The sequence below is a fragment of the Agromyces sp. Marseille-Q5079 genome (genome assembly GCF_051016555.1).
Lineage (GTDB): Bacteria > Actinomycetota > Actinomycetes > Actinomycetales > Microbacteriaceae > Agromyces.
This window is the reverse complement of sequence record NZ_JBPEJF010000003.1, coordinates 313,538-337,324: the sequence shown is the minus strand read 5'-3', so window position 1 is coordinate 337,324 and position 23,787 is coordinate 313,538. Positions and strand designations below refer to the sequence as shown.

At 72.1% G+C, this 23,787-nt stretch carries 22 protein-coding genes; 8 read left to right on the top strand and 14 right to left on the bottom strand.

What is annotated here, in order from left to right; genetic code table 11:
• Window positions 1–167: 167 nt before the first annotated feature.
• From ACR3IO_RS09025 to ACR3IO_RS09005, 5 genes are all read right to left on the bottom strand, one after another.
• The gene (locus ACR3IO_RS09025; protein WP_434070858.1) at window positions 168–986 is read right to left on the bottom strand and encodes an HpcH/HpaI aldolase/citrate lyase family protein; all 819 of its coding nucleotides are present in this window, start codon (window positions 984–986) and stop codon (window positions 168–170) included.
• Window positions 983–1,543, bottom strand: a complete 561-nt coding sequence (locus tag ACR3IO_RS09020; RefSeq protein WP_434070857.1) for a MaoC family dehydratase — start codon at window positions 1,541–1,543, stop codon at window positions 983–985. Before ACR3IO_RS09020 ends, ACR3IO_RS09025 begins: the two co-directional genes overlap by 4 nt.
• Before the next feature lie 23 nt (window positions 1,544–1,566).
• Window positions 1,567–2,733: an acyl-CoA dehydrogenase family protein gene (locus tag ACR3IO_RS09015; protein WP_434070856.1), complete on the bottom strand. Its 1,167-nt coding sequence runs from the start codon at window positions 2,731–2,733 to the stop codon at window positions 1,567–1,569.
• Window positions 2,723–4,819, bottom strand: coding sequence for an acetyl/propionyl/methylcrotonyl-CoA carboxylase subunit alpha (locus ACR3IO_RS09010; protein ID WP_434070855.1), 2,097 nt, complete (start codon window positions 4,817–4,819; stop codon window positions 2,723–2,725). Before ACR3IO_RS09010 ends, ACR3IO_RS09015 begins: the two co-directional genes overlap by 11 nt.
• Window positions 4,820–4,933: 114 nt before the next feature.
• Window positions 4,934–5,533: a TetR-like C-terminal domain-containing protein gene (locus tag ACR3IO_RS09005; RefSeq protein ID WP_434070854.1), complete on the bottom strand. Its 600-nt coding sequence runs from the start codon at window positions 5,531–5,533 to the stop codon at window positions 4,934–4,936.
• Window positions 5,534–5,649: 116 nt separating this feature from the next.
• Between ACR3IO_RS09005 and ACR3IO_RS09000 the strand changes: the two genes are divergently transcribed.
• Window positions 5,650–6,375, top strand: coding sequence for an MBL fold metallo-hydrolase (locus tag ACR3IO_RS09000; protein ID WP_434070853.1), 726 nt, complete (start codon window positions 5,650–5,652; stop codon window positions 6,373–6,375).
• 71 nt (window positions 6,376–6,446) lie between these two features.
• On the opposite strand, the gene ACR3IO_RS08995 is transcribed toward ACR3IO_RS09000, so the two are convergent.
• From ACR3IO_RS08995 to ACR3IO_RS08985, 3 genes are all read right to left on the bottom strand, one after another.
• The gene (locus ACR3IO_RS08995; RefSeq protein WP_434070852.1) at window positions 6,447–7,118 is read right to left on the bottom strand and encodes a GAP family protein; all 672 of its coding nucleotides are present in this window, start codon (window positions 7,116–7,118) and stop codon (window positions 6,447–6,449) included.
• Entirely contained in the window at window positions 7,115–8,800 is a 1,686-nt protein-coding gene (locus ACR3IO_RS08990; protein WP_434070851.1) for a SulP family inorganic anion transporter, read from the bottom strand. The genes ACR3IO_RS08995 and ACR3IO_RS08990 overlap by 4 nt, the downstream gene beginning before the upstream one ends.
• A gap of 72 nt (window positions 8,801–8,872) precedes the next feature.
• Complete coding sequence (locus ACR3IO_RS08985) at window positions 8,873–10,480, bottom strand: carboxyl transferase domain-containing protein (RefSeq protein WP_434070850.1); 1,608 nt, start codon at window positions 10,478–10,480, stop codon at window positions 8,873–8,875.
• 100 nt (window positions 10,481–10,580) lie between these two features.
• On the opposite strand from ACR3IO_RS08985, the gene ACR3IO_RS08980 reads away from it, so the two are divergent.
• On the top strand, window positions 10,581–11,216 hold the full coding sequence (locus ACR3IO_RS08980; RefSeq protein WP_434070849.1) for a TetR/AcrR family transcriptional regulator: 636 nt from the start codon (window positions 10,581–10,583) through the stop codon (window positions 11,214–11,216).
• On the top strand, window positions 11,195–11,563 hold the full coding sequence (locus tag ACR3IO_RS08975) for a hypothetical protein (protein ID WP_434070848.1): 369 nt from the start codon (window positions 11,195–11,197) through the stop codon (window positions 11,561–11,563). Before ACR3IO_RS08980 ends, ACR3IO_RS08975 begins: the two co-directional genes overlap by 22 nt.
• Window positions 11,564–11,643: 80 nt before the next feature.
• On the opposite strand, the gene ACR3IO_RS08970 is transcribed toward ACR3IO_RS08975, so the two are convergent.
• The 4 genes from ACR3IO_RS08970 to pdhA are packed head-to-tail and all read right to left on the bottom strand — an operon-like array spanning window position 11,644 to window position 15,572.
• On the bottom strand, window positions 11,644–11,952 hold the full coding sequence (locus ACR3IO_RS08970) for a 4a-hydroxytetrahydrobiopterin dehydratase (protein WP_434070847.1): 309 nt from the start codon (window positions 11,950–11,952) through the stop codon (window positions 11,644–11,646).
• Window positions 11,953–12,001: 49 nt separating this feature from the next.
• Window positions 12,002–13,393, bottom strand: coding sequence for a dihydrolipoamide acetyltransferase family protein (locus ACR3IO_RS08965; protein WP_434070846.1), 1,392 nt, complete (start codon window positions 13,391–13,393; stop codon window positions 12,002–12,004).
• 2 nt (window positions 13,394–13,395) lie between these two features.
• On the bottom strand, window positions 13,396–14,406 hold the full coding sequence (locus ACR3IO_RS08960; RefSeq protein WP_434070845.1) for an alpha-ketoacid dehydrogenase subunit beta: 1,011 nt from the start codon (window positions 14,404–14,406) through the stop codon (window positions 13,396–13,398).
• Entirely contained in the window at window positions 14,403–15,572 is a 1,170-nt protein-coding gene (pdhA, locus tag ACR3IO_RS08955) for a pyruvate dehydrogenase (acetyl-transferring) E1 component subunit alpha (protein ID WP_434070844.1), read from the bottom strand. Before pdhA ends, ACR3IO_RS08960 begins: the two co-directional genes overlap by 4 nt.
• A gap of 164 nt (window positions 15,573–15,736) precedes the next feature.
• On the opposite strand from pdhA, the gene ACR3IO_RS08950 reads away from it, so the two are divergent.
• The 4 genes from ACR3IO_RS08950 to ACR3IO_RS08935 all read left to right on the top strand — a co-directional run bounded on the left by ACR3IO_RS08950 (window position 15,737) and on the right by ACR3IO_RS08935 (window position 18,122).
• Window positions 15,737–16,201, top strand: coding sequence for an Lrp/AsnC family transcriptional regulator (locus ACR3IO_RS08950; RefSeq protein ID WP_434070843.1), 465 nt, complete (start codon window positions 15,737–15,739; stop codon window positions 16,199–16,201).
• Entirely contained in the window at window positions 16,198–17,097 is a 900-nt protein-coding gene (locus ACR3IO_RS08945; RefSeq protein ID WP_434070842.1) for an ATP-grasp domain-containing protein, read from the top strand. The genes ACR3IO_RS08950 and ACR3IO_RS08945 overlap by 4 nt, the downstream gene beginning before the upstream one ends.
• A 136-nt stretch (window positions 17,098–17,233) precedes the next feature.
• The gene (locus tag ACR3IO_RS08940) at window positions 17,234–17,914 is read left to right on the top strand and encodes an ArsR/SmtB family transcription factor (protein ID WP_434070841.1); all 681 of its coding nucleotides are present in this window, start codon (window positions 17,234–17,236) and stop codon (window positions 17,912–17,914) included.
• A gap of 1 nt (window position 17,915) precedes the next feature.
• Window positions 17,916–18,122 (top strand): hypothetical protein, encoded by a 207-nt coding sequence (locus ACR3IO_RS08935; RefSeq protein ID WP_434070840.1) that lies wholly within the window; start codon window positions 17,916–17,918, stop codon window positions 18,120–18,122.
• 111 nt (window positions 18,123–18,233) lie between these two features.
• Here ACR3IO_RS08935 and ACR3IO_RS08930 read toward each other — a convergent pair whose 3' ends face one another.
• The gene (locus ACR3IO_RS08930) at window positions 18,234–20,516 is read right to left on the bottom strand and encodes a polyribonucleotide nucleotidyltransferase (protein WP_434070839.1); all 2,283 of its coding nucleotides are present in this window, start codon (window positions 20,514–20,516) and stop codon (window positions 18,234–18,236) included.
• 249 nt (window positions 20,517–20,765) lie between these two features.
• On the bottom strand, window positions 20,766–22,898 hold the full coding sequence (locus ACR3IO_RS08925; protein ID WP_434070838.1) for a glycosyltransferase: 2,133 nt from the start codon (window positions 22,896–22,898) through the stop codon (window positions 20,766–20,768).
• 136 nt (window positions 22,899–23,034) lie between these two features.
• Here ACR3IO_RS08925 and ACR3IO_RS08920 point away from each other — a divergent pair, with 136 nt between their 5' ends.
• Window positions 23,035–23,739, top strand: coding sequence for a TetR family transcriptional regulator (locus ACR3IO_RS08920; RefSeq protein ID WP_434070837.1), 705 nt, complete (start codon window positions 23,035–23,037; stop codon window positions 23,737–23,739).
• Window positions 23,740–23,787 lie beyond the last annotated feature (48 nt).

Sequence of the window (23,787 nt, the reverse complement as noted above, 5' to 3'; positions counted from 1 at the left end):
CTCCCCAGGATTGAATCGAGAGTACGTTGCTCCCGAGGGCCAACCGATGCCGCCACGGGAATTCCGGGTGAACTGTTACCGAATCGTTTCGGCATGTCCCCCGAAATGAGGGCGGATCCCGCTGGTCAGGAGTGATTCGGAGCCGACGGGCGATCGGATGGGACGCTTCAGTCGCGCGAGCGCCGACGCACGATCGCCTCGGCCTGGCGGAGCACGGGAGCGTCGACCATGCCCCCGCGGAAGGCGAACACGCCCGGCTGGATCGACGCCTCGGCGAGCACGGCGCGCGCCCACTCGAGCCGGTCGTCGGCGGGCCGGTACGCCTCGCGCACGGCGTCGACCTGCGACGGATGGATGCACGCGGTCGCGGCGAAGCCGAGCGCCGCGGCATCCCGGGCCTCGGCGGACTGGCCGACGAGGTCGGCGATGTCGAGGTGCACCGTGTCGATCGCGGCGATGCCGTGCGCGGCCGCGGCGAGCTGCACGCGGGCGCGCGCATGCGTCGCGACGCCGCGGTAGGTGCCGTCGTCGTGACGGCTCGACGATCCGCCGAGCGAGGCGACGAGGTCCTCGGCGCCCCACATGAGCGCCACGACATTCGGGATCGCCGCGACCTGCTCGGCCGCGAGCACGCCGCGAGCCGTCTCGCAGAGGGCGACGACCTCGAAGTCGACGAGGTCGACCAGGTCGACCGTGCCCTCGCACTTGGCGAGCATGACCGTGCGGTACGGCGTCTCGGCGAGCATCTCGACGTCGGCGGCGAACTCGGGCGACGAGGCCGGGTTCAGGCGCACGATCACGCGCTCGGGATCGAGGGCGGATGCGGCCACCGCACGTCGCGCGTCGGCCTTCGCGTCGGGCGCGACCGCGTCCTCGAGGTCGAGGATGACGGCGTCGGCGCGCTCGAGCGCCTTGGCGAACCGGTCGGGCCGATCGGCGGGGCAGAAGAGCAGCGCCGGGCCGAAGCGGAAGGGCGGGTGCGTCATCCGCTCGCTCCCCGATCCGCGGCCCGGGCCCCGGCCGACGTGCGTTCGCCCGCCTCGCGCGTCTGCACCAGCATCGTGCGCGACGCCGTGGCGACCACGACCCCGTGCTGGTTGCGGGCCGTGTGCCCGAGCACCACGATGCCCTCGCCCGGCCGCGACGACGACAGGCGCTTGGATTCGACGACGCTCTCCCCGTAGAGCGTGTCGCCCACGAACACGGGGTTCGGGAACGCGACCTCGCCGAACCCGAGGTTCGCCACGAGCGTGCCCTGCGTGAGCTGGCCGACCGACTGGCCCACGAGCGTCGACAGGGTGAAGAGCGAGTTCACGAGGATGCGGCCGAACGGCTGCGTCGCCGCGAACGCCGCATCGAGGTGCAGCGGCTGCGGGTTCATCGTGAGCGTGGTGAAGAGCACGTTGTCGGCCTCGGTCACCGTGCGACCGGGGCGGTGCAGGTAGCGCACGCCCAGCTCGAACTCCTCGAACCAGAGGCCCCGCTGCACGACCTCGCGCAGCGGCACCGGCTCGCCCGCGGCATCCGTCATGGCTTCGGTCATCTGCTCCCCCTCGACGTGCCCTGCTAGGCGACGAGCCCGAGCTCGCGCGTGATGATCATGAGCTGCACCTCGGTCGTGCCCTCGCCGATCTCGAGGATCTTCGAGTCGCGGTAGTGACGCGCCACGGCGTTCTCGTTCATGAAGCCGTAGCCGCCGAAGATCTGCGTGGCGTCGCGTGCGTTGTCCATGGCCGCCTCCCCCGAGACCATCTTCGCGATGGATGCCTCGAGTGTGAAGGGCTTGCCCGCATCGAGCTTGCGCGCGGCGTCGTGCCACGCGAGGCGAGCCTGGTGCACGCGCGCCTGCATCTTCGCGATCTTGAACGCGATGTGCTGGTTCGAGCCGATGTTCGTGCCGAACACGTGGCGCTCCTTGGCGTAGCGGATCGACTCCTCGAGGCAGCCCTGGGCCGCACCGGTGGCGAGCGCCGCGAACGCGACCCGGCCCTCGTTGAGCGTGCGCAGGAAGTTCGCGTAGCCGCGGCCGCGCTCGCCGAGCAGGTTCGCCTCGGGCACGCGCACGTCGCGGAGCGTGAGCGGGTGCGTGTCGGAGGTGTGCCAGCCGACCTTGTCGTAGCTCGGCTCGACCGTGAACCCGGGGGTGTCGTTCGGGACGATGATCGTCGAGAGCTCGGGCTTGTCCGTGCCGTCGGCGCCCGTGCGCCGCCCGGTGACCGCGGTGATCGTCACGAACCGCGTGATCGGCGTGCCGGAGTTGGTGATGAACTGCTTGGACCCGTTGACGACCCACTCGCCGCCCTCGAGCACGGCCGTGGTCGCCGTCGCGCCGGCGTCGCTGCCCGCGTCGGCCTCGGTGAGTCCGAACCCGGCGAGCGCGCGACCCGCGACGAGGTCGGGCAGGTACTCGGCCTTCTGCTCGGGCGTGCCGTGCCGGTAGATCGGCATGATGCCGAGTCCGACGCCCGCCTCGAGGGTCACGCCGATCGACTGGTCGACCCGGCCGAGCGCCTCGACGGCGAGGCACAGCTCGAAGTAGCTGCGCCCCTGGCCGCCGACCTCCTTCGGGAACGGCAGGCCGAACAGTCCCATGTCGCCCATCTGCGCGATGATCTCCATCGGCAGCCGGCGCTCGGTGTCGTACTCGTACGCCGCAGGCGCGACGACGCGGTCGGCGAAGTCCGAGACGTCGTCGTAGAGGCGCTGCTCGTCGGCGCTCAGCTCATACTGCATTCGGGTGCTCCTGTTCCTGGTGGGATGCATGTGGTGCATTCGTCGGTGCGGATGCCGCGTCGGGGGTGCCCTCGGCGGGTTCGATGCGGGCGACGGGTTGGTCGCGTGAGACGAGGTCGCCGACGGATGCCGCGAGCCGCACGGTTCCGGCGGTCGTGGCCGTGATGCGGTGCTCCATCTTCATGGCCTCGATGGCGATGACGGGGGTGCCCTCCTCGACGAGGTCGCCGTCGGCGACGAACACGGCCGTGACGGTTCCGGGCATCGGCGCCCGCAGCTCGGGGTTCGCGGCGACGCCGCCGCGCTCGGCGGAGGCGCGACGCGCCTCGGCGAGGTCGCGGCGATCGTGCCGCACGAACGCCGCCGTGCCGCTCGCGTCGTGGACCCAGATCGTGCCGTCGGCGGCGACGCGCACGGTCGGGCCGGCGGCGTCGTCCGCGCCGGCGCGATGGGCGGTCGCGGTCGCGATAGTGGTCGTGGTCGCGGTCGCGGTCGCCGCCGCGTCGTGCCCGGCCGCCTCGACGACGACGATCGCGTCGGGCTCGTCGCGCGGCGCGAGCAGCACGGTCGGCGCGCGGTGGGCGCCGACGCGCCAGCCCGCGGCATCCGCCCAGGTCGAGGGGCCGCCTTCGAGACCTGCGCGCCGATCTCGTGCGGCCTCGGCCGACACCGCCGCGGCCGCGGCGGCGAGCTGGCCGGGTCGCGGCGGCTCGGCACTGGGGACGGGCATGCGGTCGATGAGGTTCGTGTCGAGCGAGCCCGCGCGCACGGCCGGCTCGGCGATCAGCCTCCGCACGAAGGCGACGTTCGTGTCGATGCCGAGCACGACGGTGCCGGCGAGCGCCGCGTCGAGCCGGTCGAGCGCCTGGGCGCGGTCGTCGCCGTGCGCGATGACCTTCGCGAGCATGGGGTCGTAGTCGGCGGTGATGAGCTGGCCGCTGCGGATGCCCGCGTCGACGCGCACGCCCTCGCCGGTCGGCGCCCGCCAGGCGAGCACCTCGCCGGTCGAGGGGAGGAAGCCGCGTTCGGGCGACTCGGCGTAGACGCGCGCCTCGATCGCGTGCCCCGTGAGCCGCACGTCGTGCTGCGCGAGGCCCAGCGGCTCCCCGGCCGCGATGCGCAGCTGCTGTTCGACCAGGTCGACGCCCGTCACGAGCTCGGTCACGGGGTGCTCGACCTGCAGCCGCGTGTTCATCTCGATGAAGAAGAACTCGTCGGGCGCGGCATCCGACACCAGGAACTCGACCGTGCCGGCGCCGAGGTAGGCGACGCTGCGGGCCGCGTCGCAGGCCGCCCGGCCGATGCGCTCGCGGGTCGCCTCGTCGAGGAGCGGCGACGGCGCCTCCTCGACGACCTTCTGGTGGCGACGCTGGAGCGAGCACTCGCGCTCGCCGAGGTGGATGACGGCGCCCGCGGCGTCGGCGAGCACCTGCACCTCGATGTGCCTCGGGCGTTCGATGAGGCGCTCGAGCAGGAGCGTGTCGTCGCCGAACGAGGTGCGGGCGACGCGGCGCGCGGCGGGGATCGCCTCGGCGAGCTCGGCCGCGTCGCGGGCGATCTGCATGCCCTTGCCGCCGCCGCCCGCCGAGGGCTTCACGAGGAGCGGGAACCCGACCTGCTCCCCCGCGGCGAGCAGCGCCTCGTCGTCGAGGTCGGGGTCGGAGACGCCCGGCACGACGGGGACGCCGGATGCCGCGACGTGCCGCTTCGCGCGGATCTTGTCGCCCATGACGGCGAGGGCCTCGTCGCCGGGGCCGATGAACACGATGCCCGCGTCGCGGCAGGCCTCGGCGAACCCCGCGTGCTCCGAGAGGAATCCGTAGCCGGGGTGCACGGCCTGCGCGCCGGTCTCGAGCGCGGCGGCGACGAGCCGCTCGGGGTCGAGGTAGCTCTGCGCGGCGGGCGCCGGCCCGATGCGCACGGCCTCGTCGGCCAGGCGCACGTGCGGGGCATCCGCGTCGGCATCGGAGTACACGGCGATCGAGCGGATGCCGAGCCGGCGGAGCGTGCGGATGACCCTGACGGCGATCTCGCCGCGGTTCGCGACGAGCACGCGCTCGAAGGGGCGGGCGGCGATCGTGGCCATCTGCGTCTCTTCCGCCTCTCTGCGGGATCCGTGCGCAGCGATCGGTTAATGCGCACTAACTGGATCTGATGTTAGTGACGATTAACTGAAATGGCAAGACTGGCGCGCCGACGGTCAGGTGCGCGGCGCCGTCTCGGCCGTCGCGACGGCCGAGACGGCCGCGACGGCCGCGACGATGGCCTCGACCCCGAAGTCGAAGGCGCGGTCGACGTCGCCGCCCAGCCGGAACGCGCCCGAGAGCTCCATGCTCACGAAGCCGTTGGCCCACGCCGTGAACGTGCGCGCCGCGTCGAGCGCGTGCTCCTCGCCGACGAGGTCGGAGGCCGCGCCCACGACCGCGACGCTCGAGGCGCGCAGCGAGTCGGCGTCGAGGTGCAGGTCGGAGGTCGGCGCGAACACCATGCGGAACGCGACGGGTCGACGGTGCGCGAAGCTCCGCAGCGCCCGCGCGAGCGCGCGGAGCCGGTCGCCCGGATCCGCGCCCGCGTCGCGCGCGGCCCGGTCGGCCGCATCACCCAGGTCGCGGAGCGTGGCATCCGTCACGAGGGCGATGAGGGCGTCGCGATTGCTCACGCGCTTGTAGAGCGAGGGCGCGCGCACGCCGACGCGCGTGGCGACGGCCTGCATGGTCAGCCCCTCGAGCCCGTGGAGCTCGAGGAGGTCGCGCCCCGCCTCGACGATCGCGGCGAGGGAGGTGCGGTCGGGTGTCGGCATATCGGCTCCTCGGCTCGGGATCGGGCTGCGGGCCCCTCCACAATGGCTATTGACGTTAGCCATCATAGCTATGTATCGTAGCCATCGCTACCGCACACCAAGAATCGAGGCCTCCCATGCAGCTCGCACCCTCACTCCACCGCATCGGCAACGACATCGTCGCCGTCTACCTCGTCGACGCACCCGACGGGGTCACGCTCATCGACGCTGGCCTCGCCGGCCAGTGGAAGGAACTGCTCGCGGAACTCGACGCCATGGGTCGCACCATCGACGACGTGCGGGGGGTCGTGCTCACGCACGGCGACAGCGACCACATCGGCTTCGCCGAGCGCCTGCGCCGCGACCACGGCGTGCCCGTGTTCGTGCACGAGGCCGATGCCGCCCGCGCCAGGGGCGAGGTGTCGACCAAGCCCGAGTGGGGTCACGTCAGGCTCGGAGCCACGGCCCGCTTCCTCTGGTACGCCATGCGCAAGAACGGACTGCGAACGACCCCGCTCACCGAGGTCGTCGCGGTCCACGACGGCGACGTGCTCGACCTGCCCGGTGCACCCGTGATCGTCGCACTGCCCGGCCACTCCCCCGGCAGCATCGCGATCCACGTGCCCTCGGTCGACGCCGTGTTCGTCGGCGACGGCCTCACGACGCGGCACGTGCTCACGGGCGTCGAGGGCCCCCAGCCCGCGCCGTTCACCGACGACCCCGCCGAGGCGCTCGCCTCGCTCCGGCACCTCGCCGGCCTCGGCGCGACCTGGGTGCTCCCGGGCCACGGCTCGCCATGGCACGGCGGCGTCGAGCAGGCGGTCGCCGAGGTCGAACGCGCGGCCGCGGCATCCGGGGCCTGAACCCTGCCCGCCATCGACCTGCGCCGACGTCGACGCGGCCGCGCCCGTACCGGAGCGGCCGCGCGGGCGGCTCAGAAGCTGCCGATGCCCTTGCCGAGCATCGAGACGCCGATCACGAGCAGCAGCACCGCCATGATGATCGCGTTCTCGTGGCCGAGCCACACGCGCAGCGCATCGAGCGGACCACGCAGCCGGTCGGCCGCGATGAGGTAGGCGATCACCGGAACCGCCACGGTGGACGCCGCGATGAGCACGTAGATCGCGATGACGAGCACGACCTCGCCCGTGGCGAGCCCGGCCGAGCCGATCTCGGTGCCGGCGCCGGCCGCCATGATCAGGTTCTTCGGGTTCAGCGCGGAGAGCAGGAAGGCGAGTCCGAACGCGCCGAAGAAGCTGACCTTGTCGATGGCCTGCATCCACTTGGGCAGCGCCGGCTCCTCGCCCTTCTTCGGGCGCTTGCGCCACTGGCCGACGGCGAGCACGAGCAGCAGCACGCCGAGGAGGAGCTGGACGGTGCCGACGATCGGCTTCGACGCATCGGAGTCGCCCTCGGGGAGCACCGACGCGAGGGCCGTGAACACGCTGACGGCGATGACGATGCCGATGACCCAGCCGAGCAGGAACCCGACGCTCGTGACGCGCGCCTTCGGCGAGAGCAGCATGAGGATCGCGGCGATGACCGGGACCGGGCTGATCGCGACGCCGAGTGCGAGCGGGAGGATGCCGCCGATTGCGCCGTTCATGAGGTGCTCTTCTCTGTCGTGGTTCGGGGGTCGGATGCCGGATCGACGGCGAGGGCCGTGATGGCCGCGCGATTGGTGGCGAAGACCTGCTCGTCGCCGAGCAGCCCGAGCTGCACGAGGCGCTGACGCGCCGGGCCTCGCATGCGGCTGAACGAGAGCGAGACGTGGTTGCCCTCGAGCCAGGTCTTGAGCGCCTCGAACTCCTCGCCGCCCGTGACGTCGATGTCGGTGACGGCCTCCATGTCGATGACGACGGCGCGCACGGGATCGCCTTCGGCCGAGGTCACCGCGCGCTTGACCGCGGCGGTGAAGACGCTGCCGTTCGCGAAGAACAACGGGGCCGCGAGGCGGATGACGATGATGCCGGGCGCCGTGGTGGACCCGACGGGGGCGTCCTCGAGCAGCGACTCGCTCGGGTCGCCGGACGTGCCGAGCACGTCGATCGCCGGGTTCGCCGCGCGCCTGGCGAGGTTGATGAGCGCGAGCGTGAACGCGACCACGATGCCCGGGATCGCGCCGACGAACAGCGTCACCACGAAGCAGACCGCACCGATCGCGAACTCGAAGCGGTCCTTGCGCCAGAGGTCCGCGAACTCGCGGATGCCGAGCAGCGGGATGATCGCGACGCCGACGACCGCGCCGATGGCCGGCGAGGGGATGTCGGCGAGCAGCGCCGTGCCGAAGAGCAGCAGGAGCAGGGTGCCCACCGCGAGCACGAGCGAGGGCAGCTGCGTGCGCGAGCGGGCCTGGTCCATCGCCGCCGTGCGCGAGGTCGAGGACCCGACCGAGAAGCTGCCCTGGGCGCCCGCCGCGATGTTCGACAGGCCGAACGCCAGGAGGTCGCGGTTCGCTCGGAACGGGTAGCGGTGCTTCTCGGCGTAGGAGCGGGAGACGAGCAGGCCCTCGGCGGTGGTCACGAGGGTGAGGGCGATCGCGGACGGGATGAGGGCGAGCCAGACGGTCCAGTCGAGCACGGGCCAGGTGAGCGTGGGCGGCCCGGCGGGCACAGCCCCGAGCACGTCGACGCCCGCGTCGTCGAGGTTCGCGACCACCACGACGATCGTGGAGAGCACGAGCACCACGAGGGCCCAGGGCACCGCGCCCAGGAACCGCTTGCCGAGCAGGAGCACGGCGACCGACGTCGCGGAGATGGCGAGCGACCAGGCGTTCGTGGTGCCGAGCCCGCCGACCAGTCCGACGACCTTGTCGACGAACTCGCCGCCCGAGTCGATCTTCACGCCCAGCATCTTCGCGATCTGGCTGACCATGATGTCGAGCGCCAGACCGCCGACGAAGCCGATGAGGATCGGCTTGGAGAGGAAGTTCGCGAGGAACCCGAGCTTGAACACCGAGAGCAGCATGAACATGACGCCGCAGATGATCGCCTGCGCGAGCGCCATGGTGGCGTAGTCGGCACTGCCGGCCGCCGCGAGGCCGCCGATCGAGGAGGCCACGAGCGCCGCCGCCGCCGCATCGGGGGATGCCACCAGCTGGCGCGACGACACGACGAGGGCGTACACGACGGTCGGCACGATGAGCGCGTAGAGGCCGGCGGTCGCCGGCAGCCCGGCGATCTGCGCGTACCCGATGTTCAGCGGGATCGCGATCGCGATCAGGGTCACCCCGGCCGTCAGCTCCGTGACGAGGTTCCTCCTCGTCAGGCCGGCGAGTGGTCGCTGCATGCTGCCCCCATCATGTTCTGCGTACGAGAACACTCTGGCATGGCGTGATGGCCGATCACGCATCCGCCCCGGTCACATGCGGAACAGGCCGAATCGCGGCTCGGGCAGGGGCGTACGGCTCGCGAGCTCGAGCGCCATGGCGAGCACGGTGCGGGTGTCCGCCGGGTCGATGATGCCGTCGTCCCAGAGCCGGGCGGTCGAGTGGTACGGGCTGCCCTGCTGCTCGTACTGCTCGCGGATGGGCGCCTTGAACGCCTCGGCCGCGGCATCCGACCAGGGCTCGCCCCTGACCGCCAGCTGGTCGCCCTTCACGGTCGAGAGCACGGATGCCGCCTGCTCGCCGCCCATGACCGAGATGCGGGCGTTCGGCCACATCCAGAGGAAGCGCGGCGAGTACGCCCGCCCGCACATGGAGTAGTTGCCGGCGCCGAACGAGCCGCCGATCACGACCGTCAGCTTGGGCACGCGCGTCGTCGCGACCGCGGTGACCATCTTCGCGCCGTGCTTGGCGATGCCGCCGGCCTCCGCGTCGCGGCCGACCATGAAGCCCGAGATGTTCTGGAGGAACAGGAGCGGGATGCCGCGCTGGTCGCAGAGCTCGATGAAGTGCGCGCCCTTCATGGCCGACTCGCTGAAGAGCACCCCGTTGTTGGCGATGATGCCGACCGGGTGCCCGTCGAGGTGCGCGAAGCCGGTGACGAGCGTGTCGCCGTACTCGGGCTTGAACTCGGAGAACTCGCTCGCGTCGACGAGCCGGGCGATGACCTCGCGCACGTCGTAGGGCTGCTGCACGTCGACCGGCACCGCCGCCGTGAGCGACGCGGGGTCGACCGCCGGAGGCCTCGACTCGCGCACGGCCCAGGCCCGCGGCGCCTCGGGTGCGAGCGTGGCGACCATGTCGCGCACGAGCTCGAGGGCGTGCTCGTCGTCGTCGGCGAGGTGGTCGGTGACGCCGGACACCCGGGAGTGCAGGTCGCCGCCGCCGAGTTCCTCAGGGGTCACGACCTCGCCGATCGCCGCCTTCACGAGTGGCGGGCCGCCGAGGAAGATCGTGCCCTGGTCGCGCACGATGACCGACTCGTCGCTCATCGCCGGCACGTAGGCGCCGCCGGCGGTGCAGGAGCCCAGGACGGCCGCCAGCTGCGGGATGCGCATCGACGAGAGCTGCGCCTGGTTGTAGAAGATGCGGCCGAAGTGCTCGCGGTCGGGGAACACGTCGTCCTGCATGGGCAGGAACGCCCCGCCGGAGTCGACGAGGTACACGCACGGGAGGCGATGCTCGCGGGCGACCTCCTGCGCGCGGAGGTGCTTCTTGACGGTCATCGGGTAGTAGGTGCCGCCCTTGACCGTCGGGTCGTTGCAGACGACCACCACGGGCCGGCCGTGCACGAGGCCGACGCCCGTGATGATGCCCGCGCCGGGCGTCTGGCCGTCGTACATGCCGTCGGCCGCGAGCGGTGAGAGCTCGAGGAACGGGCTGCCCTCGTCGAGCAGGCGGTCGACGCGGTCGCGCGGCAGGAGCTTGCCGCGGGCGACGTGGCGGTCTCGCGACGCCTCGGGTCCGCCGAGCGCGGCGCCCGCGAGACGTTCGCGCAGCTCGTCGACGAGCGCGGCGTGCTCCTCGACGTTGCGTCGCGCGGCGTCGCCGTTCGGATCGACCCTGGTCGTGAGTGTCGGCATCGGCCCTCCGCGTGCTCGTGGCGCGCCTCTTGTGCGTCATCGCGATTTTCGGTTAGTGTTCACTAACTCGATTTCCCGAGAGTAGCGAGCAGGCAGGCAAATGGCAAGCACACCGACGCCGACGGCACCCGAGCGGTCCGCGGCCGAACCGCTCACCGAGCGAGGGCGGCAGAAGGCCGATCGACGCGCCGCGATCCTCACCGCCGCCGCCCAGCTCTTCGCCGAGCGCGGCTACGCCGGGGTCACCATCGAAGACCTCGGCGCGGCGGTCGGCGTCAGCGGCCCCGCCGTCTACCGCCACTTCCCGGGCAAGTCCGCCGTGCTCGCCGCGATCCTCGAAGGAGCGAGCCGCTCGCTCCTCGACGGCGCCGACCGCGTGCTCGCAGGGGCGCCCGACGCGGCATCCGCCCTGCGCTCGCTCATCGCCTTCCACGTCGACTTCGCCCTCGCCGACGCCGACGTCATCGTCGTGCAGGACCGCGAGCTCGAGCAGCTCGACGCCGGCGTTCGCCACGTCGTGCGTTCGCTCCAGCGCCGCTACGTCGAGCACTGGGTCGCGACCCTCGCAGAACTCAGGCCCGACCGGGCCGAGGTGGAATTGAGGTTCCGGGCACACGCCGCCTTCGGACTCCTGAACTCCACTCCGCACAGCGCCCGCACCCCTGGGCGCAGACCCGCCGACGGCACCGTCCGCGGCATCCTCGAGGAGATGGCATGGGCGAGCCTCATGTCGTGACCCTGCGCGCGACCCGCGACACGGATCTCGACACCCTGCACCGATTCCGGCACGACCCAGACCCAGGCCCCGACGCGCCAGACCTCGTGCGCCGCACCGTGCGGGCCGACGGCGAGATCGTCGGCGAGGTCGCGAGCTGGAACGAGGGCGGCGCCACGTTCGTCGCCGTCGAGGCACGTTCGCCGTCGGGCGACGACGTCGTCCGGGTCCGCGCGCTGCGCCTCTTCGTCGACACGCTTCCACGACCGCTGTTCGCGCGGGCCGCCGACGACGACGCGGCCACCGCCGCCGTGCTCGGGCACTGCGGGTTCCGACGCGTCGACGGGGTCGTCCACCGGCTCGACTGACCCGCCGACGCCCGCACCACCGCCGCTGCCGCTGCCACGGCTGCCGCTGCGCGACGCGCTGCGCGATGCGTCGACCGCGATCAGCGCGGCACGGCGCCCTGCTCGTCGGCGATGCCGCGGATGACGCGTGCGAGCGTGACATCGCGCCCGGTGACCCCGCCGGCGTCGTGCGACGACAGTTCGAACGCGACCCGACCCCAGCCCACCTGCACGTCGGGATGGTGGTTCATCTCGTCGGCCACGATCGCGACCGCGTCGAGCAGCCGCACCGCGGTGGCGAAGTCGACCGTGGAGAAGGTCGCGACGAGGTGGTCGTCGACATGGGCGAACCCGGTGGCGGCGAGGTCGGCCCGGGTGTCGTCGGGAGTGAGCGTGCTGCGTCCGTCCATGGCGTCCATCCTCCCCCTCGGAGGGGACGGACGCCATGGATCGGACGGATCAGATCATCGTGATCGCACGCGCCGGGTCGCGGAGGATCGCGCCGACGTCCGTGAGGAAGCGGGCGCCCTGCTCGCCGTCGACGAGCCGGTGGTCGAACGACAGGCTCAGCGTCATCACCTCGCGCAGGGCGATCTCGCCACGGTGTTCCCAGGGCATGCGCCGAACGGCGCCCATCGCGAGGATCACCGCCTCGCCCGGGTTCAGGATCGGCGTGCCGGCGTCGACGCCGAACACCCCGACGTTCGTGATCGAGAGGGTACCGCCCGCGAGGTCGGCGGGAGGGGTGCGTCCCTCGCGGGCGGTGGTCGCGAGGGCGCCGATCGCGTCGGCGAGCTCGACGAGCGTGAGGCGCTCGGCGGCCTTGACGTTCGGCACGACGAGTCCGCGTCCGGTCGCCGCGGCGATGCCGAGGTGGACGCCGGCGAACTGCACGATCTCCTGCGCGTCCTCGTCCCATCGCGCATTGACCTCGGGCGTGCGCCGGGCCGCGATGCAGACGGCCTTCGCGACCACCGCGAGCGGCGTGATGCGATGTCCGGCGAACGCACGGTCCTCGCGGAGGTCGCGCACGAGGTCCATCGTCGCCGTGACGTCGACCGTGAGGAACTCGGTGACGTGCGGCGCCGTGAAGGCGCTGCGCACCATCGCCGCGGCCGTGTGCTTGCGGACTCCGCGGATCGGGATGCGGGTCTCAGCGGCGTCGCCCGGCATGTCGGGTGCCGGCTCGCCGACCGCATCGAGGGCGGCGGATGCCACCACTGCGCCGGATGCCGCCGCCTCGACGTCGGCCCGCGTGATGAGGCCGCGCTCCCCCGTGCCGTGCACCGACTCGAGCGCGACGCCGAGGTCGCGTGCGAGCTTGCGGACGGGCGGGGTCGAGCGCGGGCGATCCGGCTGGAGCGCCGACACGTCGATGCCCGTCGCGGCCGGCACGACGCCGGCGCCGCCGGCCGCGGCTCCGGAGTCCGGCGTCGGAACGAGATCGGCGACGAGCGCGGCCCGGCGGGCGCGGCGCTTCGGACCGCCCTCGTCGCGGGCGCCGTAGCCCACGAGGTTGGGGCCTGGCGCGGCATCCGGAGCTGCGTCGGCGGACGGCGCGGCGGCATCGGCGGTTCGGGCCGCCGCCGGCCCCGCGGCATCCGACGCACCCTCGCCCGTCTCGCACGAGAACAGCGGCTCGCCGACGTTGACGGTCTCGCCCTCGACCGCGTGCAGGGCCGTGATGACACCGGCGAACGGCGACGGCAGCTCGACGACGGCCTTGGCGGTCTCGACGTCGGCGACGATCTGGTTGAGCTCGACCCGGTCGCCGACGGCGACGCGCCAGGCGACGACCTCGGACTCGGTCAGCCCCTCGCCGAGGTCGGGCAGCGGGAAGTCCCGGATCATGCTCACGCCTCCACCCCGCTCAGCGAGTTCGGGCGGCCGAGCACGCGGTCGACGCCGTCGAGGATGCGGTCGAGGTCGGGCAGGTGGTGCCGCTCGAGCTTCGCCGGCGGGTACGGGATGTCGTGCCCCGTGACCCGCACGGGCGCGGCCTCGAGGAACTCGAAGCAGCGCTCGGTGATGCTCGCGACGATCTCGGCGCCGAGGCCGACCTGCTGCCCGGCCTCGTGCGTGATCACGAGCCGACCGGTGCGCCGCACGGAGGCCGCGACGGTCGCGAGGTCCATCGGCGCGAGCGAGCGCAGGTCGATGACCTCGATCGAGACGCCGTCCTCACGCGCCGCGATGGCCGCGTCGCGCGCGGTCTGCACGAGCGCGCCGTACGTCACGAGCGTGACGTCGGTTCCGGATGCCACGACCGAGGCGACCCCGAGCGGCTTCGCGTCGGCGAGGCTCGCGGTCTCGTCGACCTCGCCCTTCACGTGGTATCGGCGCTTGGGCTCGAAGAACAGCACCGGGTCGTCGCTCGCGATGGCCTGCTGGATCATGACGTACGCGTCTGCGGCATCCGAGCACGCCACGACTCGGAGGCCGGCGGTGTGGGCGAAGTACGCCTCGGGCGACTCCGAGTGGTGCTCGGCCGCGCCGATGCCGCCGCCGAACGGGACGCGGATCGTGATCGGCATGCGCACGTTGCCGTGCGAGCGGTAGTGCAGCTTCGCGACCTGCGCGACGATCTGGTCGAATCCGGGGTAGATGAACCCGTCGAACTGGATCTCGACGACCGGCCGGTATCCGCGATAGGCGAGCCCGACCGCGGTGCCGACGATGCCGGCCTCCGAGAGCGGCGTGTCGACGACGCGGTGCGCGCCGAACTCCGCCTTCAGGCCATCGGTGATGCGGAACACGCCGCCGAGGGTGCCGATGTCCTCGCCGAGCAGGACGACCCTGTCGTCGCCCGCGAGCGAGCGGCGGAGGCCGGCGTTCAGGGCGCCGCCGAGCGTGAGCGTGGTCATCGCGCGCCTCCCTCGGTGGTCGCGGGCGTTCCCGCTGCGGACGTTCCTGGCGCGGCCGCGTCGTCGAACTGCGCGAGGTAGCGCGTGTAGTGCTCGCGCTGGCGCTCGAGGTGCACGTTGGGCTCGGCATAGACGTGGTCGAAGACGCTGAGCGGCTCGGGGTCGGCGATCGAGGTGATCGCCGCGCGCAGGTCGGCCGCCATGCGGTCGGCCTCCTCGGTCGCGTCGCGTTCGAGGTCGGCGACGTCGACGCCGGATGCCGCGAGCAGCGCCGCGACCCGGGCGATCGGATCGCGGCCTCGCCATTCGGCCACCTCGTCGTCGGCGCGGTAGCGCTTCGGGTCGTCGGCGGTCGTGTGCGGGCCCATGCGGTACGTGACGGCCTCGATGAACGTCGGGCCCTCGCCGCGGCGAGCGCGGTCGAGCGCGACGCGCGTGGTCGCCATGACGGCGAGCACGTCGTTGCCGTCGACGCGGACGCCCGGGATGCCGAATCCGTCGGCCCGGCGTGCCAGCGGCTGCTTGGACTGCAGGCCGACGGGCTCGGAGATGGCCCACTGGTTGTTCTGGCAGAAGAAGACCACCGGGGCGTCGAAGCTCGCCGCGAACACGAGCGCCTCGTTGACGTCGCCCTCGCTCGTGGCGCCATCGCCGAAGTAGGCGATCGCCGCGGCATCCGTGCCGTCCCACCGGGCGCCCATGGCCCAGCCGGTCGCGTGCAGCGCCTGCGCGCCGATGATGATCTGGGGCACGGCCATGCCGTGCTCGTACGGGTTCCAGCCGGATGCCGCGGCGCCGCGCCAGACGCGGAGCAGGTCGGCGGGGCCGACGCCGCGCACCCACGCGACGGCGTGCTCGCGGTAGCTGGAGAACGCGAAGTCGTCGTCGCGGAGGGCGCGAGCGGAGCCGATCTGCGCGGCCTCCTGGCCGGCCAGCGGGGGCCAGAGCCCGAGTTCGCCCTGACGCTGAAGGGCCGTCGCCTCGGTGTCGAGGCGACGCACGACGGACATGTCGCGGTGCAGGCGGCGGAGGGCGTCGGTGTCGATGTCGGCGACCCAGCGGTCCAGCTCGGGGTCGGCGCGTCGCTCACCCGTCGGGGTGATGAGCTGCACGAACTCGTCGGGGCGCGTCAGCACCCCGGTGGCGTGTCGGTCGGATGGGGTCATCGGAGGATCCTCGCGCTCGGCGACCGCCTCGTGAGCGATCGCACCCGGCGGCGTTGCCGGATACCCGGAGACTACGTCGATCCAGCGATGCGCTCAAGCATCGATGAATGCGTTGAGCATGTTGCTCAATCGGGGGGTACCAGACAGTGCTAACGTGTGGCGGTATGACCGCCTACGACGATGTGGACCGCGCCCTCCTGCTCGAGCTCGGCACCGATCCGCGCGCGACCGTCGTGGCCCTCGCCGACCGGCTCGGCCTCTCCCGCAACACCGTGCAGGCGCGCATGGCCCGGCTCGAGGCATCCGGCGCCTTCCTCTCATTCGAGCGCAGCATCGACCCGACGCCGCTCGGCTTCCCCCTCGAGGCCTTCATCTCCGTGCACGTGCGCCAGCGCCAGCTCAGTGATGTGGTCGACGAGCTCAGGTCCATCCCCGAGGTCATCCAGGCCCACGGCCTCTCGGGTACGGTCGACCTGCTCGTGCGCGTGGTGTGCCGCGACGCGCACGACCTGTTCCGCATCGACGGGGAGATCCTCGCCGTCGACGGGGTCGAGCGCACCGAGACCTCGCTCGCGATGGGCGAGCTCATCCCGTACCGGCTCTCGCCCCTGCTCGAACGCCGGACATGAACGCGCTGCGCGTCGCGGTGCTCAGGTGCGAACGGCTCCCCCGGTTCCTCACCTGGGAGATCCCCGACGTCGAGGCGCTCTTCGCCGACGACCGGCTGCTCGTCGAGGCCTTCGCCGCACGCGGTGTCGAGGCGGTGCCGGTGGCCTGGACCGACGACGGCGTCGACTGGAACGGGTTCGACGGCGCGGTGATCCGGAGCACCTGGGACTACGTCGACGACCTCGCGCACTTCCTCGAGGTGATCGACGCCATCGAGCGGTCGCGGTGCCGGCTGCTGAACCCCGCCGACGCCGTGCGCTGGAACACCGACAAGCGCTACCTCGACGACCTCGACGACCTGGGCGTCGCCGTCGTGCCGCTCCTGCGCGGCGACGCCCGCGACGCGCCCCGCCTCCGCGAGCGCATCGAGCAGGCCGGGTGGGGCGAGCTGGTGCTGAAGCCCGCCGTCGGCGCCGGCGGGTCGGGCGTCGTCAGGGCGGATGCCGCCGGGTTGGAGCGAGCGCTCGCGGGCTTTCCGCCCGGCACCGACGTGCTCGTGCAGCCGTTCGCGCGGTCGGTCCTCGACGAGGGCGAATGGTCGTACATCTTCATCGGCGGACGGCCGAGCCACGTGCTCCGCAAGCGGCCGGCCGTGGGCGACTTCCGAGCGCACGGCATCTACGGCGGCACGATCGCGCCCGCTCGACCCGACCCCTCTGACGCGCGGGCGGTGACCGCCATGCTCGCGCGGCTGCCGTTCGACCTCGACTACGCGCGCGTGGATGTCGTGCGATTCGGCGGCCGCCCGGCCGTCCTCGAGCTCGAGCTCATCGAGCCGATGCTCTACCTCGACCTCGCACCCGGCAGTGCCGACCGCCTCGCCGACGCGACGCTCCGCCGGCTCCGGAGGGCGTGACGCCCCCGCCCTCGTCGCGCGAACCGCGGAAGCCGCTCGGCGCAGCGCAGACGCCGTCTTCGCAAAGAACTCGTTGCAAACGTATTTCTGCAAAGAGATCCTTGCAAAGAGTTCTTTGCAGCGCTATCTTTGCATCATGTCCAGAGACCAGCCCCGAGACCTCTCGAGCGAGCCGAGCAGCACGCGCCACCCCGGCATCGACCACGTCCTGCCCTCCGCGAGCCTCAAGTCGCTCGCCCACCCGCTCCGCGTGCGCATCTACGACGAGCTCTCGGCGTACGGCCCGCTCACCTCGAGCGGCCTGGCCGATCGACTCGGCGAGTCCAGCGGCTCGATGAGCTACCACCTGCGGCAGCTCGCGGGCGCAGGCCTCGTGCGCGAGGACACCGCACGCGGCAAGGGCCGCGAACGCTGGTGGGAGCGCACGCCCGGCTCGATCGCGATCCCCGACGCCCGTTCGCTGCCGCCGGGCAGCGCCGAGCGGCTCGCGGTCAAGCTCGTCGAAGACGAGTGGTTCCGCACCCGCGAGCAGAACTTCCGCGAGTTCGTCGTCGAGGGCGACCAAGTCTTCGGCGACGAATGGCTCGACATCGCCACGAGCGACACCATCAACCTGCGCCTGACGCCCGATCAGCTCGCCGGCCTCGTCGCCGACGTCGACGCCGTGCTGAAGACGTACATCGACGCGCACAAGCGCACGCCGACGCCCGGATCGCGCCCCGTGCAGATCCACATCAACGCCTTCCCGCTCGTCCGAGGGGAAGCCACCGAAGCATCCGCAGAACGATCCGCAGAACGATCCGAGAAGGAGAAGTGACATGACCACCGCGACCCTCTCCCCCACGTCCGGCCTCGTCGCCTCGGTCGCCGTGCGCGGCGGCCTCAGGATGGCCGAGTGGGGGCTGCGCCGGGCCGCCCGGCGCAACGACCCCGACCGCCTGCTGCGTCGCACCGAGGCGCGGGCGATCGTCGCGGCCGCCCTCGCCGAACGCGACGCCGTCATCCGCAGCACGCTGCACTACTGACCGCGGCGGCGCTCGCCCGTGCGGCCCGACGCGTCATGCGTCGACCGCCCCGGAGACGACGGATGCCCCGCCCGAACGAATCGGGCGGGGCATCCGCAGTGCGACGGGTGACTACGCGTCGGCGCCCTCGGCGGGCTCCTCCGAGTGCGTACCGGCGGTCTCGCGACCCTCGGTGTCGGCCTCGTCGGCCACCACCGGGGCGAGCGAGAGCTTGCCGCGGTCGTCGATCTTCGTGATCTCGACGAGGATCTTCTGGCCGACGCCGAGCACGTCTTCGACGTTCTCGACGCGCTTGCCACCGGCGAGCTTGCGCACCTCGCTGATGTGCAGCAGGCCGTCCTTGCCCGGGAGCAGCGAGACGAACGCACCGAACGCCGCGATCTTGACGACGGTTCCGAGGAACTGCTCGCCGACCTCGGGGTTGGTGGGGTTCGCAATCGCGTTGACCTGGGCGCGTGCGGCCTCGGCCGACGGTCCGTCGACGGCGCCGATGTAGACGGTGCCGTCCTCCTCGATGGAGATGTCGGCGCCGGTCTCGTCCTGGATCGCGTTGATCGTCTTGCCCTTCGGGCCGATCAGCTCGCCGATCTTGTCGACGGGGATCTGCACCGAGATCACGCGGGGCGCGGTCGGGGCCATCTCGTCGGGCGCGTCGATGGCGGCGTTCAGCACGGCGAGGATCGTCGTGCGGGCCTCCTTCGCCTGCGTCAGCGCGCCGGCGAGCACCGATGCGGGGATGCCGTCGAGCTTCGTGTCGAGCTGGATCGCCGTGACGAACTCGCTCGTGCCGGCGACCTTGAAGTCCATGTCGCCGAGGGCGTCTTCGGCACCGAGGATGTCGGTGAGGGCCGCGTAGCGCGTCTCGCCGTTCACGGTGTCGGAGATGAGGCCCATCGCGATGCCCGCGACGGGAGCGCGCAGGGGCACACCGGCGTTGAGCAGCGACAGCGTCGAGGCGCAGACCGAGCCCATCGAGGTGGAGCCGTTGGAGCCGAGCGCCTCGGAGACCTGGCGGATGGCGTAGGGGAACTCGTCGCGCGTGGGCAGCACCGGCACGAGTGCGCGCTCGGCGAGTGCGCCGTGCCCGATCTCGCGACGCTTCGGCGACCCGACGCGACCGGTCTCACCGGTCGAGTAGGGCGGGAAGTTGTAGTTGTGCATGTAGCGCTTCTTGGTGACCGGGCTCAGCGAGTCGATCGACTGCTCGAGCTTCAGCATGTTGAGCGTGGTGATGCCCAGGATCTGGGTCTCGCCACGCTGGAAGATGGCGGAACCGTGCACGCGGGGCACGACCTGCACCTCGGCGTCGAGCGGGCGGATGTCGGCGAGGCCGCGGCCGTCGATGCGGACGCCCTCTTCGAGCACGCGCGTGCGCATGACCTTCTTGGTGACCGACTTGTAGGCCGCGGAGACCTCGGCGTTGGCGGACTCGGGCAGCTCGCCCGCTTCGACCTTGGCCGCGACGTGCTCCTTGACGCGAGCCTTGAGGGCGTCGTCGGCGTCCTGACGCTCGACCTTGCCGGCGATCTTGTAGACGTCCTTGAGCTCGGTGCTCGCGAACGCCTCGACGGCGGCCTTGACCTCGGCCTGGTAGGGCGGGAAGGTCGGGTAGTCGGCGGTGGGCTTCGCGGCGGTCTTCGCGACCTGCTGCTGCGCCTCGACGAGCTGCTTGATGAAGGGCTTCGACGCCTCGATGCCCTGCGCGATGACCTCTTCGTTCGGCTTGACGGCGCCGGCCTGGATGAGGTTCCACGCGTTGTCGGTGGCCTCGGCCTCGATCATCATGATCGCGACATCCTGCGAGCCGTCGTTCTCGGTGATGACGCGACCCGCGACGACCATGCTGAACACGGCGTCTTCGAGCTGCGAGTGCTTCGGGAAGGCGACCCACTGGCCGTCGATGAGCGCGACGCGCACACCCGCGACCGGACCGGAGAAGGGCAGGCCCGAGAGCTGCGTCGAGAGCGACGCGGCGTTGATGGCGAGCACGTCGTAGAGCTCGTCGGGCTCGATGGCGAGCACGGTGACGACGACCTGGACCTCGTTGCGCAGGCCCTCGACGAACGAGGGCCGCAGGGGGCGGTCGATGAGACGGCAGGTGAGGATCGCCTCGGTCGAGGGGCGGCCCTCGCGACGGAAGAACGAGCCCGGGATGCGGCCCGCGGCGTACATGCGCTCTTCGACGTCGATCGTGAGCGGGAAGAAGTCGAAGTGGTCCTTCGGCTGCTTGGAGACGGACGTCGCCGAGAGCAGCATGGTCTCTTCGTCGATGTAGGCGACTGCCGAGCCCTGCGCCTGCTGCGCAAGACGGCCGGTTTCGAACCGGATGGTGCGGGTGCCGAACTTGCCATTGTCGATGACGGCTTCGGCGAACGTGATTTCAGGACCTTCCAAGAGGTCTCTCTCCTTTGTTTTTCGTCGCACCCCGTATGGGCGCGACTCGTACGTCGGAGCAGGAACAGGCAATACGAATCGCATCAGGACGATGCATTCACGCTGGCCACCAGTAGAAGTCCACCATTCGAGACGGGCATTTCTCGTTCGATTGGTGATCCACCACAGGGGACCAGCTTCCTGCCGGCCTGCTCCATCGGCCGCCGATTCTCGCCGTGCACCTGCACGGCAACCCACCGGCAACCTCGTTCAGCCTAGCAGAGGCCGTGTTTTTCGCCTGTGAACAGCGGATGTCGCGTCGCCGACGACCGGGGATGCGGCGGGTGCGAGCACCGGGAGCAGCTCGGGCCGCTTGGACTCGCGCCCGTCGCCCGCGGTCCGTCCGCGCAGCCGTCGGCCGATCCAGGGGGCGGCGTGGCTCGCGAGCCACCGCAGGTCGCCGACCTGCCGGTCGATCGCCGTCGCGGCGCCGTCCTCGGGGTCCTCGTGCGCCGCCTGCTCGAGCGCGCCGAGCGCGGCGGCATCCGGGACTCCGAGCGCTCGGGCGGCGGCGTAGGCCAGTGCGCGGTGGCCCGCGGAGTTCAGGTGCACGCGGTCCTCGGCCCACATGTCCGTGGCGGTCAGCTCGGGCAGCACGGCGACGTCGAGGAGGATCGCCCCGGTCTCCCGGGCGATGCCGCGCAGGCGGTCGGCGAACACCCCGAACCTCCCCCGGTACAGCCGGGAGGCCGGCCGCTGCGGCAGGAACGGCGTCACGAGCAGCACGTCGGCGCCGGTCGCGCGCAGGGCGGCGACGGATCCGCCCAGCCGGTCGGCCAGGGCGTGCACGTCGGGGTGCGGACCGACGAGGTCGTTGGCCCCGATGAACACGCTCACGAGGTCGGCGCGCATCGAGGTCGCGAGCGGCACCTGCGTGCCGACGGCGTCGGCGACCTTGCGGCTGCGCACCGCCACGTTCGCGTAGGCGACACGATCGCCGTGCGGGCTCGCGAGGGCGAGCAGCATCGCGAGGCGGTCGGCCCAGCCGCGGTACTCCCCCGCGACCATCCGCGACGTGTCGCAGAGCCCCTCGCTCAGGGAGTCCCCCACGGCGACGTAGCGCTGCCACCGGGGCGGGGCTGGTGGTGCGGATGCCGCGACCTGGCGCATCGGCACCCGCGCCGCTGCCGCGGGCGACGTCGCGGGCGCGGGCGTCGCGGGCGCGGGCGTGGTGGTGGACGTCGCGGAGCCGGCGGGCGCCGTGGCGCGCCGGTTCGCGATGGCCGCTCGGTCGTAGTGGCCGAGCAGCTCGTCGCCGAGCACGTCCCACCCGCGTCCGCGAACCGCCTCCCGGGCGCGGACCGCGAAGGCCCGCCGCTTCGCGTCGTCGCCGACGAGGTCGAGCACCCGCGCACGGAACTCCGCGAGGTCGCCCGGGCGGTACAGCCAGCCGTCGATGCTGTTCTCCACGAGGTCGAGGGGCCCGCCGCGGCCGACGGCGACGACCGGGACGCCGCTCGCGAGCGCCTCCTGCACGGTCTGGCAGAAGGTCTCGTTCTCGCCCGGGTGCACGAACACGTCGAACCCGGCCATGGCCTCCGCGAGCGCGTCCCCGTCGAGGAATCCGGTGAACACCGCGGTCGGCAGCATCCGCTCGAGGGGTGCGCGCGACGGCCCGTCGCCGACGACGACGAGCCGGGTGCGCGGCAGCCCGACGAGCGCCCGCAGGTCCTCGACCTGCTTCTCGGGCGCGAGCCGGCCGACGTAGCCGACGACGACCTCGTCGGGTGCGGCGCCGGCCACGTCGCGTCGCCAGCGCCCGGAGCGCCGGCCCGGGGCGAACCGGTCGGTGTCGACGCCTCGGCGCCAGAGCGCGACGCGGTCGGGTTCGACGCCGAGCGCGGTGAGCCGTTCGACGGCCGAGGTCGAGGGCGCGAGGGTGAGCGTGGCCCGGCTGTGGAGCCTCGCGAGGTGCCTGGCGAGCGCGGGCGCCGCCCCAGGCACCCCGTAGCGCTCGGCGTAGCCGGGCACGTCGGTCTGGTAGACCGCGACCGACGGGACGCCGATCGTCTCGGCCGCCGCGATCCCGCGCCAGCCGAGCACGAAGGGACTGGCGAGGTGGACGACCTCGCTGCCGTGCGCGCGGAGCACGCCCGCGAGCCGGTGGGCTCCGGCGAGCGCGACGCGGACGTCGGGGTAGCTCGGCAGCGGGACCGAGGGGACGAAGACGGTGCGGGCGCCGTGCAGGGCCTCGTCGAATGCCCCGTCGGCCGCGCCCGGCCCTGGTGCGATCACGAGGGCGTCGTGCCCCCTCCGGTCGAGGTGGCGGAGCACCTGGAGCAGCGAATGGGTCACGCCGTTCATGTGCGGGAGGAACGATTCTGCGAGGAGTGCGACCTTCACACCTCAAGCGTGAGGGCTGGTCGGGGGCGATTTCCGCGTTTCGGGTCGGCATCGCCCAACGTTCACCTGCCGGTCGTGCCGGGTTCGGCGTCGAGACCTCTGGACGATGGCTATACACCTGTGTAGTATCCGATACGTGCGTATTGCGGATGCCCCGACGGGCGATGCCCCCACCGGCGACGCCCCGGCCGACGAGTCGCCCGACGGCGCGCTTCCGCCGAGCGACCTCACGGCGCGGGCCCGCCTGCGCGATGCGGCGATCGAGTGCTTCGCCGCCGAGGGCTTCACCGCATCGGTGCGCACCATCGCGGCACGGGCGGGCGTGAGCGCCGGGCTCATCCGCCACCATTTCGGCTCGAAGGAGGCGCTGCGCGCCGAATGCGACGAGGCCGTGCTCGCGATGCACCGCACCGCGAAGGTCGAGGGCCTGACCTCCCCCCTGAGCGCGCTGGCGCAGTACGCCGAGGCCGACGAGTACGGCGCCATGCTCGTCTACATCCTCCGCAGCGTGCAGGACGGCAGCCCGGCCGGAGCCGCCTTCATCGAGCACATGATCGCCGACGCGCTCGCCTATTCCGAGACGGCGGTCGAGGCCGGCATCCTGCGCCCGAGCCGCGACCCCGAGGGGCGCGCCCGCCTGCTCGTGACGAACTCCATCGGCGGGCTCATCGTGCAACTGTCGCTGCATCCCGAGATCTCGCTCGCCGACTTCAAGGGCGTGCTCCACGAGACCTTCGAGTCGACGGCCCTGCCCTCGATCGAGCTCTACACGCACGGCGTCTTCGCCGACAGCACCTACCTCGACCAGTACCTGCTCTACATCGGCGACCCGCCCGGCTGAGCGCGACCGCGCACGCCCGAACCCCGTCACCGAATCCAGATTGCAAGG